Raw genomic sequence first — 17,384 nt, forward strand, 5'->3', positions numbered from 1 at the left:
TAGGAGCTGGCTTGCCAGCGAAAGCGGCCTCAAGCCTTGCACCGCCCATGAAGACGCCTTCGCTGGCAAGCCAGCTCCTACAGGGGGCTAACGCCCCTTGCCATCCCCGGCCATCCACCGGAAGCTATACGCCTTCAGGAGAGCCCGATGAACCTTGTTGAACTGACCGAACGCCTGCACACCATCCGTGACCGCAATGACTGGCGGCAATTTCACAGCCCGAAAAACCTGGCCATGGCCGCGAGCGTGGAGATGTCCGAACTGGTGGAGATCTTCCAGTGGCTGACCGAAGACCAGTCGCGCCAGCTGCCGGCGGACAAACTCGCCCATGCCGGGCAGGAAGTCGGCGATATCGTGCTCTATCTGTTGCTGCTGTGCAGCGAGCTGGGGCTGGACATGAATGAGGTGGTGAGCAGCAAGCTCGCCGACAGCGAACGGAGGTTCAGCTGATGAGTGACCGTCATTTCGATCAACTGGCTACCCGTTTCGCCGAAAAAATCTATGGCGGCGCCAAAGGCGCGATCCGTCTGGCCGTGCTTCAAGCGGACCTGGCCGAAACCCTGCCGGAGCGGCCATTACGGGTGCTCGACATCGGTGCGGGCCTGGGTCACATGTCGTTGTGGCTGGCTCAGCGCGGCCATCAGGTGACGCTCGCCGAACCCGCCGGGCCGATGCTTGAAGGCGCCCGCCAGCGCTTCGCCGACGCCGGGCAGACCGCGACCTTCATTCAGGCTCCCTGGCAGGAGTTGCCCGGACAACTCACCGAGCCCTACGACCTGGTGCTGTGTCACGCCGTACTGGAATGGCTCGCCGAACCCCACGCGATCCTGCCGGTGCTGCATCAGCTGACGCGACCCGAAGGCTGGTTATCCCTGGCGTTCTACAACCGCGATGCGCTGATTTACCGCAATCTGCTCAAAGGGCATTTTCGCAAGATGCGCAAGAACGACATGGCCGGTGAGAAGCAGAGCCTTACCCCGCAGCAGCCCCTCGATCCGCGTGAACTGGCGGCGCAACTTGAAGGCCTGTGGCGGGTCGAAACCCAGAGCGGGGTACGGGTTTTCCACGACTACATGCCGGTGGAATTCCAGGCCCGCGCCGAACTGGTGGACTTGCTGGAGATGGAGCTGGCCCACCGTCGCCACCCAAGCTTCGCCGGGCTTGGGCGCTACTTGCACTGGATCTGTCGGCCGGTCTGATCGGAGCTTGAAATGAAAAGTCGTTCAGGGTTACTGGTGATCTGTCTGGGGTTGGCGGCCTGTCAGGGCAGCAATCCTTATGTGGCGACATCCAACCCCTTGCCGCCGGCGCCGCCCCAAGCGGCCAACACCTTCGACCGCAGCGCTTACCCGGCGCCACCGCGTGACTATGGGCGCTACCGCAGCTGGGCCTGGCTCGATGGGCGACTGCCGCCAGGTACCGCCTGGGCGGACTCGGCGCAGGTGGCCGAAGCCGTCAGCAGCGCCCTCGACCAGCGCGGTCTGCGCCCCTTGCATGACAATCGCCAGGCTGACCTGTTTGTCAGCGCCGATCTGCGCCTGGAAACCCGCTTGCGCCAGGTCCGCGATGACTACGGTTACTACGGCGGCGGGTATGGCGGCTACGGCGGTTACAACCGCTACGGCAGCGGTTATGGCATGTACAACACGGTGCCGATCGTTCGAACGTATCAGGAGCAAGTCGTGGTGGTACGGGTGGATCTGTTCGATGCCCAAAGCGGTCAACCGGTGTGGAGTTCCAGCGCCGAAACCAGCCAGCGCGGCAGCCAGGGTGCGCAGACCGACGCCATACGGGAGGCTGTGGAAAAGGCAATGTCGGCGTATCCTCCTGATTAGCTTCGTCACCAAGAAGCCTTGCGCAGGTTCATGTCTTCAACCGGAGAAATATCATGTTCCGCCGTCTCGCTTTACTGGCCGTGGCCGCGCTGCTCAGCGCCTGCGCCTCCCAGGTCAATCATGACTTCGATGCCAGCCGCGACTTCTCCGCCTATCGCAGCTGGAGCTGGAAAGAACCCGCCCTGCAATATCGGCCCGATGATCCGCGGATCAAGAGCGACCTGACTGAACAACGCGTGCGCCAATCGGTCGCCGATCAGCTCGATCAGCGCGGCTTGCGTCCGGCCGCCCCCGGTACCCGGGGTGACTTGAGCGTGCAGACCTATCTGATCGTCGAAGAGCGCCAGCAACTCGTGACCACCAACTATGGCGGCGCTTGGGGCAACCCATGGAATGGCTACTGGGGCGGGCCGATGTACAACGAAACCCGCAACGTCAGCTACAAGGTGGCGACCATCCAGATCGACCTGCTCGATGGCAAGGACGGCAAGCTGGTGTGGCGCGGCAGTGATGAACAAATGCTCAGCCGTTCACCCAACCCCGCTGATCGCAGCGCGGCGATACGAGAAACGGTTGGACGGGTGCTGGCCAACTATCCGCCCAGATAACCATCACGGCGTTTCCGGGAGGGGGGCGCCTCACGTTGCGCAGGCGCCGCTGTTCACCGATCTGCGTGGCGAGTTGCCGGCGCGCATGGGCGATAGTGGGGGTTCGAGCATCAATCGCCGATGTCCGGCACCTGCATCAGTGCAACGATCGAGTCAGGCAACAGGCCGCCAATGCCCGACCATATGCTCAAGATCCCCCGCACCCACCAGTTGAAAATCGCCACTGGAGCCGGCCGCGCTGGACAGCAGCGTCACCTCGCTCGGCAACCGCACCGGCTTCCTGAACTGCACCGCCAGCTCGACATTCGATGCCGGCAGGTGCTCATTCAGCGCCGCGAGTGTCCGGGCCTTGTTCCACAACCCATGGGCGATGGCGGTCGGGAAGCCGAACAGCCTGGCGCTGACGGCACTCAGGTGAATCGGGTTGTAGTCGCCGGACACCTTGGCGTACTGCCGGCCAATGTCCGCCGGCGCTTGCCACCGGGCCACCTCCATCAATTCCAGCGTCGATGCCAACACTTCCTCGACAGGCTCGCCATCCAGTTTTACGCCCCGGCACAGCATCTGGCTTTGCGCTTCCCACAACACGCCCAACTGATCGTCGAGGGTCGTCACCAGGTCGAACGTTGCACCTTTGGCATGGGGTTGCAGGTTCTGTACCTGCACGCTGACCCGCGCGCGATTGACCCCGCCCATCGGCCGCAGGATGCGGATGCGGTTGCTCAGGTGTATCAACCCCAGCAGTGGAAACGGAAATGCCTTGTCAGTGAGCAATTGCATCTGCAAGGCAAACGCCAGGATGTGTGGGTAGGTGGGGGGCAGCAAACCGTTGTCGGCAAAGCCGCAGACCTTGCGATAGGCCGCCAGGCGCTGCGGATCGACCGTGATCCAGCAGCGCAGACCTGCAGCCGGCAGCGTAGTGCCGGTGATTTTGCGTCGAGTCGCGGCCTTTACATAGAGGTCCGGCAGACTAGGTTCGCGGTTGAGTGTGTGCCATTCGATGATCATGCCTAAGCCCCCAGAACACTTTGGCCACAGACGCGCAATGCTTGCCCGGTGAACGCCCCGGTGCCGGGTTGCGCGAGCCAGGCCACCGCTTCGGCGACGTCTTGCGGCAAGCCGCCCTGGCCGAGGGAACTCATGCGTCGCCCGGCTTCTCGCAGACCGAATGGCAGGTGCGCGGTCATCTGGGTTTCAATGAAGCCTGGCGCCACCGCGTTGATGCTGATGCCGCGCGCCTTCAACAGCGGCGCCCAGGCCTGAGCCAGGCCGATCAGCCCGGCCTTGCTTGCCGCATAGTTGGTTTGCCCGCGATTGCCGGCGATGCCACTGATGGAGGCCAACAGGATCACCCTGCCGTCGTCCTGCAAGGTGCCGCTGTCGAGCAGCGCCTTGGTCAGCACCTGCGGCGCATTGAGATTGACCGCCAGCACGGCATCCCAGAATTCCGGGGTCATGTTGGCCAGGGTTTTGTCCCGGGTGATGCCGGCGTTGTGCACGACAATGTCGATGCCGTCGGGCAATTGCTCGATCAACTGCGCGGCGGCGTCTTCGGCGCAGATGTCCAGCGTGATGCCGCGCCCGCCGAGGCGGGCGGCGAGGGCCTCGAGATCGGTCTTGGCCGTCGGCACGTCCAGCAGAATCACGTCGGCGCCGTCACGGGCGAGGGTTTCGGCAATGGACGCACCAATGCCGCGTGCCGCGCCGGTGACCAGCGCCTTGCGACCCGACAGCGGGCGAGTCCAGTCCGTCACCTGCGTATTGCAGGCGTCCAGGCGAACGACTTGTCCGGAAACGAAAGCGCTTTTGGGCGAGAGGAAAAACCGCAACGGTCCTTCCAGTTGATCCTCGGCACCATCACCGACCTGGATCAGTTGCAAGGTGCCCCCGCCGCGCATTTCCTTGGCCAGCGACCGGCTGAAACCTTCCAGGGCCCGCTGGGCGCTGGCGGCGAACGGGTCGCTCAAAGACTGCGGTGCCCGCCCCAGGATCACCAGATGGGCGCCGTGATCAAGGTTTTTCATCAGCGGCTGGAAGAATTCGCGCAGCTGTTTGAGCTGGTCGGTCTGTATCAGATCGCTGGCATCGAACACCACGGCCTTGAGTTTCGGTCCGTGACCGGGAATCCACGCCGTGGCCATTGAAGGGTCGGTGCCGTAACTGTAAATCGCGTCGGTCAGGCGGTTGGCGAAGGCACCGACTTTTTCCGCCAGCGGCCCGCCGCCGATCAGCAGCGCCCCCTCGATCGGGCGCAGCCGCCCGGCTTGCCAGCGCTCCAGTCGTACCGGCGACGGCAGACCCAGGGCCCCGACCAGACGATGGCCGATGGACGAATTGGCGAACTCGATATAGCGGTCAGACATGGAACGCGCTCCAGCGGCTGGGGTTCAAAATGTGGACCACGAATGGCAATCAGTCGTTCGATCCACGGGATTAGGCCTACGCTTGATCACAGCAGAATAGTTGAAGCTGGGATTAGGTCTCGCGGGTGAATGCAGACAGTGTGGGAGCGGCGGTGCGACGATTCGACTTGCTCGCGAAGACGGAGTGTCAGGCGACTTAGATTGAGAATGTGCCGGCCCCTTCGCGAGCAAGTCGAATCGTCGCACCGCCGCTCCCACAGTGTTCAGTGTTCACCTTGGATATTTTGAAGGAGCTTTTCATGACTCAACCGCGTCGCGTCGCGATTATCGGCGGTAACCGTATCCCTTTCGCCCGCTCCAACGGGCCCTACGCCACCGCCAGTAACCAGGCGATGCTCACCGCCGCGCTCGAGGGCCTGATCGAACGCTACAACCTGCACGGCCTGCGCATCGGTGAAGTGGCAGCCGGGGCGGTGCTCAAGCATTCCCGGGATTTCAACCTGACCCGCGAGTGCGTCCTCGGCTCGCGGCTATCACCGACCACCCCGGCCTACGATATCCAGCAAGCCTGCGGCACCGGCCTTGAGGCGGCGCTGCTGGTGGCGAACAAGATCGCCCTCGGGCAGATCGAATGCGGTATTGCCGGTGGCGTCGACACCACTTCGGACGCGCCGATCGGCGTCAACGAAGGCTTGCGCAAGATTCTGCTGCAGGCCAATCGCGCCAGGACCACGGGCGACAAACTGAAAACCTTTCTACAGGTGCGCCCCCATCATTTGGTCCCTGAACTGCCGCGCAACGGCGAACCGCGAACCCGCCTGTCCATGGGCGAGCACTGCGAGTTGATGGCCCAGACCTGGGAGATTCCACGGGAGGAGCAGGATCAACTGGCCCTCGAAAGCCACCAGAAACTGGCCGCGTCCTACAGCGAAGGCTGGCACAACGATCTGATGACCCCCTTCCTCGGCCTGACTCGCGACAACAACCTGCGCCCGGACCTGACCCTGGAAAAACTCGCCTCGCTCAAACCGGCGTTCGAGAAAAGTGCCAGGGGCACCCTGACCGCGGGCAACTCCACCCCGCTCACCGATGGCGCGTCGCTGGTGCTGTTGGGCAGTGAGGAATGGGCGAAGGAACGTGGGTTGCCGATCCTCGCTTACCTGCGCGATGGCGAAGCGGCGGCGGTGGACTTCGTCAAGGGTGCCGAAGGGCTGTTGATGGCGCCGGCCTATGCCGTGCCGCGTTTGTTGGCGCGCAATGGCCTGAATTTGCAGGACTTCGATTACTACGAAATCCACGAAGCCTTCGCCGCTCAGGTGCTGTGCACATTGAAGGCCTGGGAAGATCCACACTATTGCCAAACCCGCCTTGGCCTCGCCGCGCCGCTCGGTGCCATCGACCGCAGCCGACTCAACGTCAAAGGCAGTTCACTGGCGGCCGGGCATCCGTTTGCCGCCACCGGCGGGCGCATTGTCGCCAACCTGGCGAAATTGCTCGATGCCGCAGGCAAGGGGCGGGGCTTGATCTCGATTTGCGCCGCGGGTGGTCAGGGCGTAACGGCGATTATCGAGCGCTGATGAAGTGTGGGAGCGGGCTTGCTCGCGAAGGCGGTGGGTCAGTCGACATCGATGGCGACTGACCCACCGCCTTCGCGAGCAAGTCGAATTGTCGCACCGCCGCTCCCACATTGTACTGCGACCGACTTAAATGCGTTTGTAAGAAGGTTAGACTTGGCATAACGTTGGCTTTACTACCGTCTTGCGACATAAGGCCAGTCAATGCCGACTAACGGACAGCATACCCTCGAGCGGACGATCCCCACCCTGACAGCATTGCCCCGTCCGCTGTTCGCCCGGGCGGAAAGCCTCAATGCCGGTTCCTGGACTCCGTCCCATCGCCACGACTGGGTGCAGTTTTCCTACGCCATCAGCGGCGTTCTAGGGGTACACACCGCCGAGGGCAGTTTCTTTGCGCCGCCGCAGTGGGGCATCTGGATTCCAGCGGATCTCGAACACCAGGTGGTGACTTCGATGCGCGCCGAAATGCGCAGCCTCTATGTGCGCCGCGAGGATTGCCTATGGGCTCACGGGCGTTGCCGGGTGCTCGAGGTGACGCCGCTGGCCCGGGAGCTGATCAAGCATTTTTGCCTGCTGCCGGTGGAATATCCACAGGGTGACAGCCAGGAAACGCGGTTGGTGAATGTGCTGCTGGATCAGTTGGCGAGTCTGCCGGAAGTGGAGTTCTCTCTGCCGTTGCCGCGCCATCAACGGCTGCTGGGGTTGTGCAACGAGCTGCTTGAAAACCCTGAGCAAAACGTGACCTTGCAAGAATGGGCGCAGCGGTTGGGCACATCGGAGAAAACCCTGATGCGGCTGTTTCAGCGGGAAACCGGGCTGAGCTTTCGAGGGTGGCGCCAGCGGATGCGCTTGCTGTCGTCGTTGAAATGGCTGGAGGAGGGGAATAGCGTGACCAACGCCGCGCTGTCCTGCGGGTATGACTCGACGTCGGCGTTCATTGCGGCATTCAAAGGGTTGTTCGGGTTTACTCCCGGCGAGCTCTTCAAGCAGTGACGATGTTTGAGCTTATTCAGCAGGCAACAACAACCGTTGGCCCGCCATCAACAATGACAACCGACTCAAACTCATCCACGGTGAACCCGCGGCCTGGCCCTTGATCTGCGCATCGATGCGCTGCGCTTCCAGCAACAACTGCGCCCAGCGTTGCGCCGGGTAGCGTTGCAGGGCTTTGCTCATCAGAGGTTTGCGTTTATCCCAGATCGGCGGTCGCGCAGCGCTGAAAGCCTTGTCCAGCGGAACGCCCTGGCTGTATTGCAATGACAGGTTGGCCAGCACGCGCAGCTCCCGGGCCAGGGCCCAGAGAATCACCGGTGGCTCGACGCCTTCACCCCGTAGTCCTTCAAGCATGCGCAAGGCATGTGCCGCTTCACCGTTGAGAATGGCGTCGGTCAGACCGAAGACATCGAAGCGCGCACTGTCGGCCACCGCCGCTTGCACGGTTTCAACGGTGATCTGCCCGCCCTCGGCCATCAGCTTGAGTTTTTCGATTTCCTGGGCGGCCGCCAGCAAGTTGCCCTCGACCCGGGCAGCGATCAGTTCCACTGCGTCCTGGCTGGCGGACAGCCCGGCCTGGGACAACCGTTGACGGATCCAGCTCGGCAGCTGGTTGGCATCCACCGGCCAGATTTGCACGAACTGGGTGTGCTGGCCTTCGACCAGTGCCTTGCCCCACTTGGTTTTCTGTGCACTGCCGTCCAGCTTGGGCAGGCTGATCAACAACACCGTGTCGTCGGCCGGACGCGAGCAGTACTCGATGAACGCAGCGGCCCCTTTGTCACCGGGTTTACCAGATGGCAGGCGCAATTCAAGCAGGCGTTTTTCGGCGAACAGCGACATGCTCGCGCCGGCCTGCAACAACGTCCCCCAGTCGAAACTGGCATCGGCGGCAAAGACTTGACGTTCGTCGAAGCCCTGTTGGCGAGCGGCGGCACGAATGGCGTCGGCGGCTTCCTGACACAGCAAGGGGTCGTCGCCACTGATGATGTAGACCGGCGCGAGGGTGCCTTGCAGGTGCTTGGCGAGTTGGGCGGGAGCGAGTTTCATAGAAGAGGGCGAACGGGGCGCCGGGACGCCCCGTAACGCTTACTGCTGCGGCAGTTCGACAGGCGACTGACGCGGCGTTTGCGCTTCAGCCTTCTGCGCCGCTTCCAATGCCGCGGCTTCAGCCCTGGCGCGGGCCTCGGCGGTCTGTTGCAGCTGCTCCAGTTGGGTCGGGGTCAGCTGCTGCAGGCGCAGCATCATGCGTTGAACCAGTTCACGACGTATGTCCTTGCGAGCGTCATTGGCTTCCTGGTCGGAACCCACCAGGTTGTTGCCGTCGTGGATGAAGACTTTCTGCACTTCGAGCTTGTCGCTCATCAGTGGCAAGTTGCCCTGGCCATTGATGTCATAGCTGAGCACAGTGCTCAGCTGATACTCGCCAGTGCGGCCGGCGCCTGCGTAGCTGAGGATGCGCTGGCTTTCCTGCTCGCCGGTCAGCACCAGTTTGTAAGGGGCGCCGCTGTAGAGCTTGACGCCGCTGCTTTCCAGCACCTGACGCATTTGGGTCACGGTCGGGCCGTAGGCATCGCGGGCGCTCAGGTCGAGTTCCTTGATCGCCAGCTCGGTGGTGCCGGTGCCGCGCAGCTGGAAACCGCAGGCGCTCAGCAGAACGGCGAGGCCCATCACCAGCAAATTGCGTTTGATCATCTTGTTGTTCCCCTTGAAACCAGGTGGGCCGATCATGCGACCCGAAAGGTTTTGTTCGGCGCCAGGCTGGGCCTGGCGCCTGATCCACTTAGCTGGCGACGATATTGACCAGTTTCCCGGGCACTACGATCACTTTACGAATAGTCAGGCCGTCGACGAAGCGCAGCACGTTCTCGTTGGCCCGTGCGGCGGCTTCGACTTCTTCGCGGCTGGCGCTGGCCGGCATTTCGATGTGGCCACGCAACTTGCCATTGACTTGAATGACCAGCTGCAGGCTGTCCTGCACCAGGGCACTGTCGTCCAGCACCGGCCAACCCGCGTCGATCACCGGGTCGGCGTGACCCAGGCGATGCCACAGCTCGTGGCTGATGTGCGGGGTGATCGGTGCCAGCAACAGAACCACGGTTTCCAGGCCTTCGTGAATCAGTGCGCGATCCTGTTCGGTGCCTTGCGGGGCCTTTTCCAGCACGTTCATCAGCGTCATCACCTGGGCGATGGCGGTGTTGAATTTGTGATTCTGGCCCACGTCGTGGCTGGCCTGCTTGATGGCCTGGTGGATCGAACGGCGGATGGCTTTTTGCTCGTCGTTCAGGCCGGCGACGTCCAGTTTGCCCGGCAGGCCTTGCGTGACGTGCGCTTGAGCCAGACGCCAGACGCGCTTGAGGAAGCGGTGTGAACCTTCCACGCCGGAGTCGGACCATTCCGCGCTCATGTCGGGCGGGGAGGCGAACATCATGAACAGGCGGCAGGTGTCTGCGCCGAACTGGTCGATCATCGACTGTGGGTCGACGCCGTTGTTCTTCGACTTGGCCATCTTCTCTGTGCCGCCGATTTCCACCGGCAGGCCGTCCGCGATCAGCTTGGCGCTGATGACCTTGGCCTTGCTGTCGCGTTCGAGTTCGACGTCCGCCGGGTTGAACCAAGTGTAGGCACCGTTGGCTTCGCGACGATAGTAGGTCTCGGCGATCACCATGCCCTGGGTCAGCAGGTTCTTGAATGGCTCGTTGGAACTCACCAGGCCTTCGTCGCGCATCAGCTTGTGGAAGAAGCGCGCGTAGAGCAGGTGCAGGATGGCGTGTTCGATGCCGCCGATGTATTGATCCACCGGCAACCAATGGTCGGCCGCGGATTTTTCCACCAGGCCGCCTTCATAGTGCGGCGAGGCGTAACGGGCGTAGTACCACGAGGACTCGACGAAGGTGTCCATGGTGTCGGTTTCACGCTTGGCAGGCTGGCCGCATGTCGGGCAGCTGCATTCGTAGAACTCGGGCATGCGCGCCAGTGGCGAACCGGCGCCGTCCGGTACGACGTCTTCGGGCAGTACCACAGGCAGTTGATCTTCAGGCACCGGCACATCACCGCAGGTATCGCAGTGGATGATCGGGATCGGGCAGCCCCAGTAGCGCTGGCGGCTGATGCCCCAGTCGCGCAGGCGGAACTGGGTGCGGGAGGCACCGAGGTTTTTCTTTATCAGGGCGACTTCCATGGCATCGAAGGCGCCTGGGAAATCGAGACCGTCAAACTCGCCGGAATTGATCAGCGTGCCATGTTCGCCGTAGGCGTCCTGCCACGGTGCCGGGTTGGTGTCACCGGAACTGGTGCGCACCACGGACTTGATAGGCAGATTGTATTTGGTGGCAAATTCGAAATCGCGCTCGTCGTGCGCCGGAACCGCCATGACCGCGCCGTCGCCGTAATGCATCAGCACGTAGTTGGCGACCCATACCGGGAGTTTTTCGCCGGTCAGCGGGTGTTCGACGAACAGCGAAGTCGGCAGACCTTTCTTCTCCTGGGTGGCGACGTCGGCTTCGGCCACGCTGCCGCCCTTGCATTCAGCGATGAACGCTTGCAGCTCAGGATTGTTCTGTGCGGCCAGGGTCGCCAAGTGGTGTTCGGCGGCCACGGCAACGTAGGTCGCGCCCATCAGGGTGTCCGGACGGGTGGTGAAGACTTTCAGTGCGCCGGTTTCGCCGATGGAGTCGACGTTGTACGGGAACTGCACTTCCATGCCGCGGGATTTGCCGATCCAGTTGCGCTGCATGGTCTTGACCTGTTCAGGCCAGCCAGTCAGGTCGTCGAGGCTTTCCAGCAGCTCATCGGCGTAAGCGGTGATCTTGAAGTAGTACATCGGGATTTCGCGCTTTTCGATCAGCGCGCCGGAACGCCAGCCGCGTCCGTCGATCACCTGTTCGTTGGCCAGCACGGTCTGGTCGACCGGGTCCCAGTTCACGGTGCCGCTTTTCTTGTAGATCACGCCTTTTTCGAACAGGCGAGTGAACAGCCATTGTTCCCAGCGGTAGTAATCCGGCTTGCAGGTCGTCACTTCGCGCGACCAGTCCACCGCCAGGCCCAGGCTGCGTAGCTGGGTTTTCATGTAAGCGATGTTTTCGTAGGTCCACTTGGCGGGCGCTACGTTGTTTTTCATCGCGGCGTTTTCCGCCGGCATGCCGAAGGCGTCCCAACCCATGGGTTGCAGGACGTTCTTGCCTTGCATGCGCTGGTAGCGGGAGATCACGTCGCCAATGGTGTAGTTGCGCACGTGCCCCATGTGTAGCTTGCCGCTGGGGTAAGGGAACATCGACAGGCAGTAGAACGTCTCCTTGCCTGGCTGTTCACTGACTTCAAAGGACTTTTGCTCGTCCCAGAACGACTGGGCGGCGGCTTCGATTTCACGGGGCTGATATTGTTCGTGCATGGCTACTTTTGAACTGAATAGGGGTGGCCTAATCCTCTTCAATACACGCTGGACGGTGATTGCGCCAGATCGGCGCTTCGGTGTCCAGACGAGCTGGAAGTGGAGTTACAGGAAGCGCCGTAGCATACATGACCGCACTCTACCGAGGGAAACCCTGATTACTGCCCAAAGCCTTGCAAAACCCGCTGCGAGGGCCGTTGGTCGCGGCACCCAGCCGGTTTGTCGATGGAAGCTAAGCTCTAAAAGGGGAGCGAGTCTTATCTTCAATGAGGTGAGGGATGGTTGAGTCACGGCAAAAAGTTACAAAACCGGAGCTGTACGAACGACTGATCGATCGTCTGGGAATGGCCCTGGACGCGGCAAAAACCGCCGACCGGCTGCTCGATGAACGTCCCTTGGAGCTGGAACTGCGTGGCCTGAGCCCCGCAGAGTTTGCACTGGTCAAAGCGTATCTGGATCGCAGTGAACGTGAATCACACGGATACTTGTCAGAGGCAGTGAAGCAACTCGACGCACCACGTTCGGCCAAGATCATCTGGCTCAAGGACAAGGCACCCGGCAGGGACGCGGTAAAGGTCCGGTCTTTGCAATTCAGGCAAGGTCACTTGAAGCCATGAAATATGGTTTTTTCGAAGCATAGTCCTTCCGTATTTGTTGTCGCATTGCGTCAACCCACCTAGGCTTCGGGCATCTCTGGAGATGCTCGATGCCTTTTCGTTACTTCGTCAAACAACTGTTGCTGCCTCCCGGCATTTTATTTCTGCTATTGCTGCTTGCCTGGTGGTTGCGCCGCTCGAGGCCGCGACTGGCAGGCCTGTGTTTTGCCTTGGGCGCCGGCGGCTTCTGGCTGATGAGCCTGCCGGTGGTGGTGGAGTGGAGCGCCAGGGCGCTTGAGCGTGAACCGCCGCTGGCTCGCAATGAATGGGCGACATTGGGTCGGCACGCGGATGCGATCGTGGTGCTGGGTTCGGGGCGCGAGCGTGGCGATCCGGCCTGGGGCGCCGACCAGCCGACCGGTATAGGCCTGGAGCGCCAGCGCTATGCGGCGCGGCTGGCCAAGGCGTCGGGCTTGCCGATCCTCACCAGTGGTGGCCTGCATTACGGTACCCCGCCGACGGAAGCCAGGTTGATGGCGGACTCGTTGCTCGATGATTTCGGCGTGACCGTGCGCTGGCAGGAAGGGCGTAGCCGCACGACTTGGGAGAATGCGCAGTTCAGCGCCGAGGTGTTGCTGGCCCAAGGTATCAAGCGTGTCGTACTCGTGTCGCACGCCTCGCACATGCCGCGCGCGGTCTGGAGTTTCCAGCAGGCGGGATTCGAGGTGGTGCCGGCACCGATGGGGTTTCTAGGGGTGGACAACGCCCGGCCACTGGGCGGCTGGCTGCCGGAGTTCAAGGCGCTCTGGCAGAGCGGGCAGTTGATGAATGAGGCGGTGGGGCAGATCGGGTATTCGGTGTTTTATCGAGGGGGGGCGCGGATTAATGCGGTTTCAGTGACGACGCCTTCGCGAGCAGGCTCGCTCCCACAGTGATCGCGTTCTTTCATGGAAACGCGGTCGAATGTGGGAGCGAGCCTGCTCGCGAAGCTTTTAAACGGTTTTTGCCATCCGGCCAGCCACCAGCGCCCAGCCAAACAACAACACGCAAACAACGATCAGCGGCCACGAACGCCATTGCAGGTAAGGCGTCAGGTTGTGCATCGGCACCACTTCACCATACAAAATGCCGCGTTCGAACTGCGGGATCTGCACGGTGATCTGCCCGAACGGGTTGATCAGGCCGGTCACGCCGTTGTTGGTGGCGCGGATCATCCAGCGTCCGGCTTCCAGTGCGCGCATCTGCGCCATCTGCAAATGTTGCAGCGGGCCGATGGAGGTGCCGAACCAGGTGTCGTTGCTGATGGTCAGCAGCAAATCGCTACGGGCCGCGAGGCTGGCGGCGAATTCCGGATAAACCACTTCGTAGCAGATGTACGGCGCGATTTGATAACCCTTCGCCTGCAGCATCGGCTGGTCGGCAGGGCCACGGGCAAAGTCCGACATCGGCAAGTCGAAAAAGGCGATCAGCCCGCGCAGCACTTCCTGCAACGGCACGTATTCGCCAAACGGCACCAGTTTCTGCTTGAGGTAAGTGCCATCGCCTTCGCCGACTACGGTGATGCCGTTGAAAAAGCGTTTCTGTTGATGCATTTCCTGGCGGATCGGTACGCCGGTTATCAGTGCGGAATTACGTTGTGCAGCAAAGTCTCCCATCATGTTCAGGTAGCCCTCGGCGGACTCCTTGAGCACCGGGACCGCGGTTTCCGGCCAGATCAACAGGTCGACCGGTTTGGAGCTGAAGCTCATGTCGCGGTACAGCGCCAGCTGTGCATTGAGCTGTGCCGGGTCCCACTTCATGCTCTGTTCGACATTCCCCTGGATTGCCGCGACGCTCAGCGGTGCCCCCGCGGGGCTGGTCCAGGCATGCCCCTTGAGCGCCATGCCGGCGACCCATGGGCCGATCAACAGCAGCACGCCCGCGGCGATGAAGCCTGTGCGCCGGGCTTTCACCAGGGGCAATGCGTTGTAGAGCAGCGCGGCCGTCAGGGCCAGGGTGAAGGAAATCAGCCACATCCCGCCGACAGGCGCGAGCCCGGACAGGGGGCCATCGAGTTGGCTGTAACCGGAGTAGAGCCACGGGAAACCGGTGAGAAACCAGCCACGAAAGGCTTCCTGGGCGACCCACAGCGCCGCGAAAGCCAGGGCATCGGCCAGTGGCGCTTCGTTGCGGCGCAGCCAGCGCACCCAGATCCAGGCGGGCAGGGCGAAGAACCAGGCGATCGCCGCAGTGAAGATCAGCATCAGGAAGCCGGCCAGCAGCACCGAAGCGCCACCGAAGTGGTGGATGCTGTAGTAAATCCAGCTGGTACCGGCGCCAAACAGGCCGAAACCGAAGCACCAGCCACGGCCCAGGGCCTGGCGAGGATTCAGTTCACGCAAGCCGGCATAGAACAAGCCGACCGCCAGCAACGCCAACAGCCAGATATCGAACGGCGCCAGGGCCAGGGTGGTGATTGCACCGGCCGCCACGGCCAGCAGGTTACCGGGCCAGCCGGGGCGGGTGATCCAATGCATTTCTATCCTTGGTTGTTACCGGGCAATAGGCGTCAGGCGCAGCAAGTGAATCCGACGGCTGTCGGCGTTCAGGATGCGGAAGCGATAAGGGCCGATCTCAGTGATTTCGTTGCGTTTTGGCAGGTGCCCGAACGCACTCATCACCAGACCGCCGACCGTGTCGAACTCGTCATCGGAGAATTGACTGTCGAAGAACTCGTTGAAGTTCTCGATCGGCGTCAGGGCCTTGATCAGGAAGTCACCGCTGGGCAGCGGCTTGATATAGCTGTCTTCTTCGACATCGTGCTCGTCCTCGATGTCGCCGACGATCTGTTCCAGCACGTCTTCGATAGTCACCAGGCCCGCCACTCCGCCATATTCGTCGATGACGATGGCCATGTGGTTATGGTTGGCGCGGAACTCGCGCAACAGCACATTCAGGCGCTTGGACTCGGGCACGAAAGTGGCCGGACGCAACAGATCCCTGATGTTGAAGTTGTCGCCGTTCTCCTTGAGGATCAACGGCAGCAAGTCCTTGGCCAGCAACACGCCCATCACGTCATCGTGGCTTTCGCCGATGACCGGGTAGCGCGAGTGCGCCGAGTCGACCACGGCCGGCAGGAACTCGCGGGGTGTCTGGGTCGCCTTGATGCTGATCATCTGCGAGCGCGGGACCATGATGTCCCGTACCTGCAGGTCTGCAACCTGGATGGCGCCTTCGACGATGGCCAGCGCTTCGCTGTCCAGCAACTTGTTTTGATGTGCATCGCGCAGCAGCTCCAGCAGCTCCTGGCGGTTCTTCGGCTCGTGGGCAAAAGCCTGGGTGAGCTTACCCAGCCATGACTTCTGCCCGTTGCTCGATCGATCTTCGCTCATAGCGATTACTCTGAATCCTTTGTTGTAACGATAGGGGATGCGTCTGTTTCGTCGTCCGCATAAGGGTCCGGATGACCCAACTCTGCAAGCAACGTTCGTTCCAGTGCTTCCATTTCTTCGGCTTCGTCATCATCTATATGGTCGTAACCCAGCAGATGCAAACAGCCGTGAATGACCAGATGGGCCCAGTGGGCCTTGAGATCCTTGCCTTGCTCGGCGGCTTCGCGTTCGACCACCGCCACGCAAATCACCAGATCACCCAACAGCGGAATATCCAGAAATTCGTCGGGGACATCGGCGGGGAACGAAAGAACGTTAGTGGCGTAATCCTTTTGCCGCCAGGTGTGATTCAGCTCGCGACCTTCCTCTTCATCAACCAGGCGAATGGTCATTTCGGAGTCGGCAGTGCGCTGGCGCAGGGCGAGTTCGCACCATTGGCGGAACTCGGTCTCGCTTGGGAAAGAAGCTTCAGTCGCCCGTTGCAGATCAAGCTCAAGCATCGCGGCGACTATCCTTTGGCGTTTCGTCCGCCACACGATTCTCGAAACGCTCGTAGGCTTCGACGATGCGCTGCACCAGTGGATGGCGCACGACATCTTTGGGCATGAAATGGGTAAAGCTGATGCCCGGCACGTCCTTGAGCACTTCGATCACATGGTGCAACCCGGACTTGGTGCCTTTCGGCAGGTCGACCTGGGTGATGTCACCGGTGATGACCGCCGTGGAACCGAAGCCGATCCGGGTCAGGAACATTTTCATCTGCTCGACGGTGGTGTTCTGGCTTTCGTCGAGGATGATGAAGCTGTTGTTCAGCGTACGACCGCGCATGTAGGCCAGCGGTGCGACTTCAATGACCTGGCGCTCGATCAGCTTGGCCACGTGTTCGAAGCCGAGCATCTCATAGAGTGCGTCGTAGAGCGGGCGCAGGTACGGGTCGATCTTCTGCGACAGGTCGCCGGGCAGGAAACCGAGCTTTTCGCCCGCTTCAACCGCCGGACGCACCAGCAGGATGCGGCGAATCTGCTCGCGTTCCAGCGCGTCCACCGCGCAGGCAACGGCCAGGTAGGTCTTGCCGGTACCCGCCGGGCCGATGCCGAAATTGATGTCGTTACCGAGGATTTCCTTCACGTAGCGCAGCTGATTCAAGCCGCGAGGGCGAATCATGCCTTTCTTGGTGCGCAGGGCGACGGACGGTTCGGCGGGGGAGTGGTTGTCCAGCTCTTCCACGGCCGATTCCTGCAGGAACAGGTGAACCATGTCCGGCGACAGCTCGGTACCCTTGGTTTCCCGGTACAGACGCCGCAAGAGGTTTTCCGCGGAGGTGGTGTGTTTGGGCTCGCCGATCAGTTCGAACTGGTCTCCGCGGTTGCGGATCTCGATATTCAGGCGCTGTTCGATCAAGCGCAGATGCTCGTCGAACTGCCCGCACAGATTGGCGAAGCGGCGAGCTTCAAAGGGCTCGAGGATAAAACGATGTGGTTCTATGGGTGCGTTCAAGGTCGTATTTAGCCGCCCTGGGGCAATTGAGATGAAATCAAGGATAACGCCAGTGGGCTGGGTGCGAAAGCTCTTAAATATCTCGACCTCAACCACCATCCCCTGTGGGAGCGAGCCTGCTCGCGAAGGCGGCATGACAGACGACTCATAAGTT

The 17,384-nt window shown here is 61.7% G+C and carries 17 protein-coding genes; 8 read left to right on the forward strand and 9 right to left on the reverse strand.

Translation table 11 applies throughout. The features are described from left to right. Nucleotides 1–147 precede the first annotated feature (147 nt). From J2W17_RS19875 to J2W17_RS19890, 4 genes are read left to right on the forward strand one after another with little or no spacing between them, the layout of a single operon-like run. Nucleotides 148–450, forward strand: a complete 303-nt coding sequence (locus J2W17_RS19875; RefSeq protein WP_307337996.1) for a MazG-like family protein — start codon at nt 148–150, stop codon at nt 448–450. Further along, a complete protein-coding gene (locus J2W17_RS19880) occupies nt 450–1,199 on the forward strand; it encodes a methyltransferase domain-containing protein (protein ID WP_307337999.1) in 750 nt (249 codons plus the stop codon). Before J2W17_RS19875 ends, J2W17_RS19880 begins: the two co-directional genes overlap by 1 nt. Nucleotides 1,200–1,211: 12 nt before the next feature. Continuing rightward, nucleotides 1,212–1,835 carry a DUF4136 domain-containing protein gene (locus J2W17_RS19885; RefSeq protein ID WP_307338002.1) on the forward strand — a complete coding sequence of 208 codons (624 nt, stop codon included), beginning with the start codon at nt 1,212–1,214 and terminating at the stop codon, nt 1,833–1,835. A 53-nt stretch (nt 1,836–1,888) separates the two neighbouring features. Then, the gene (locus tag J2W17_RS19890) at nt 1,889–2,443 is read left to right on the forward strand and encodes a DUF4136 domain-containing protein (RefSeq protein WP_307338005.1); all 555 of its coding nucleotides are present in this window, start codon (nt 1,889–1,891) and stop codon (nt 2,441–2,443) included. A gap of 153 nt (nt 2,444–2,596) precedes the next feature. Here the strand turns inward: J2W17_RS19890 and J2W17_RS19895 are convergent, their stop codons facing one another. Both J2W17_RS19895 and J2W17_RS19900 read right to left on the reverse strand, forming a co-directional pair. After that, nucleotides 2,597–3,451, reverse strand: a complete 855-nt coding sequence (locus J2W17_RS19895; protein ID WP_307338008.1) for a MaoC family dehydratase — start codon at nt 3,449–3,451, stop codon at nt 2,597–2,599. Nucleotides 3,452–3,453: 2 nt separating this feature from the next. Further along, nucleotides 3,454–4,806, reverse strand: coding sequence for a 3-oxoacyl-ACP reductase (locus J2W17_RS19900; RefSeq protein ID WP_307338011.1), 1,353 nt, complete (start codon nt 4,804–4,806; stop codon nt 3,454–3,456). Between the two features lie 299 nt (nt 4,807–5,105). Here J2W17_RS19900 and J2W17_RS19905 point away from each other — a divergent pair, with 299 nt between their 5' ends. Then, nucleotides 5,106–6,383 (forward strand): acetyl-CoA C-acetyltransferase, encoded by a 1,278-nt coding sequence (locus J2W17_RS19905; protein ID WP_307338014.1) that lies wholly within the window; start codon nt 5,106–5,108, stop codon nt 6,381–6,383. Between the two features lie 201 nt (nt 6,384–6,584). Then, complete coding sequence (locus tag J2W17_RS19910; RefSeq protein WP_307338017.1) at nt 6,585–7,376, forward strand: AraC family transcriptional regulator; 792 nt, start codon at nt 6,585–6,587, stop codon at nt 7,374–7,376. Between the two features lie 12 nt (nt 7,377–7,388). Here J2W17_RS19910 and holA read toward each other — a convergent pair whose 3' ends face one another. From holA to leuS, 3 genes are all read right to left on the reverse strand, one after another. Then, entirely contained in the window at nt 7,389–8,426 is a 1,038-nt protein-coding gene (holA, locus tag J2W17_RS19915; RefSeq protein WP_307338020.1) for a DNA polymerase III subunit delta, read from the reverse strand. Nucleotides 8,427–8,465: 39 nt separating this feature from the next. After that, complete coding sequence (locus tag J2W17_RS19920; RefSeq protein WP_307338023.1) at nt 8,466–9,071, reverse strand: LPS-assembly lipoprotein LptE; 606 nt, start codon at nt 9,069–9,071, stop codon at nt 8,466–8,468. Between the two features lie 88 nt (nt 9,072–9,159). Then, nucleotides 9,160–11,766 carry a leucine--tRNA ligase gene (gene leuS / locus J2W17_RS19925; protein ID WP_307338027.1) on the reverse strand — a complete coding sequence of 869 codons (2,607 nt, stop codon included), beginning with the start codon at nt 11,764–11,766 and terminating at the stop codon, nt 9,160–9,162. Between the two features lie 278 nt (nt 11,767–12,044). Here leuS and J2W17_RS19930 point away from each other — a divergent pair, with 278 nt between their 5' ends. Continuing rightward, entirely contained in the window at nt 12,045–12,383 is a 339-nt protein-coding gene (locus J2W17_RS19930) for a hypothetical protein (protein WP_307338031.1), read from the forward strand. A gap of 89 nt (nt 12,384–12,472) precedes the next feature. Then, complete coding sequence (locus J2W17_RS19935) at nt 12,473–13,297, forward strand: YdcF family protein (protein ID WP_307338036.1); 825 nt, start codon at nt 12,473–12,475, stop codon at nt 13,295–13,297. Between the two features lie 57 nt (nt 13,298–13,354). Here the strand turns inward: J2W17_RS19935 and lnt are convergent, their stop codons facing one another. From lnt to J2W17_RS19955, 4 genes are read right to left on the reverse strand one after another with little or no spacing between them, the layout of a single operon-like run. Continuing rightward, the gene (gene lnt / locus J2W17_RS19940) at nt 13,355–14,878 is read right to left on the reverse strand and encodes an apolipoprotein N-acyltransferase (protein WP_307338039.1); all 1,524 of its coding nucleotides are present in this window, start codon (nt 14,876–14,878) and stop codon (nt 13,355–13,357) included. 15 nt (nt 14,879–14,893) lie between these two features. Beyond that, on the reverse strand, nt 14,894–15,733 hold the full coding sequence (locus tag J2W17_RS19945; protein ID WP_307338042.1) for an HlyC/CorC family transporter: 840 nt from the start codon (nt 15,731–15,733) through the stop codon (nt 14,894–14,896). Nucleotides 15,734–15,738: 5 nt separating this feature from the next. Then, on the reverse strand, nt 15,739–16,233 hold the full coding sequence (ybeY, locus tag J2W17_RS19950) for an rRNA maturation RNase YbeY (RefSeq protein WP_307338045.1): 495 nt from the start codon (nt 16,231–16,233) through the stop codon (nt 15,739–15,741). Then, the gene (locus tag J2W17_RS19955; RefSeq protein WP_154848066.1) at nt 16,226–17,230 is read right to left on the reverse strand and encodes a PhoH family protein; all 1,005 of its coding nucleotides are present in this window, start codon (nt 17,228–17,230) and stop codon (nt 16,226–16,228) included. Before J2W17_RS19955 ends, ybeY begins: the two co-directional genes overlap by 8 nt. Between the last annotated feature and the right edge of the window lie 154 nt (nt 17,231–17,384).

It is taken from the genome of Pseudomonas lini (assembly GCF_030812475.1).
In the GTDB taxonomy this organism is placed as follows: Bacteria; Pseudomonadota; Gammaproteobacteria; order Pseudomonadales; family Pseudomonadaceae; genus Aquipseudomonas; species Aquipseudomonas lini_A.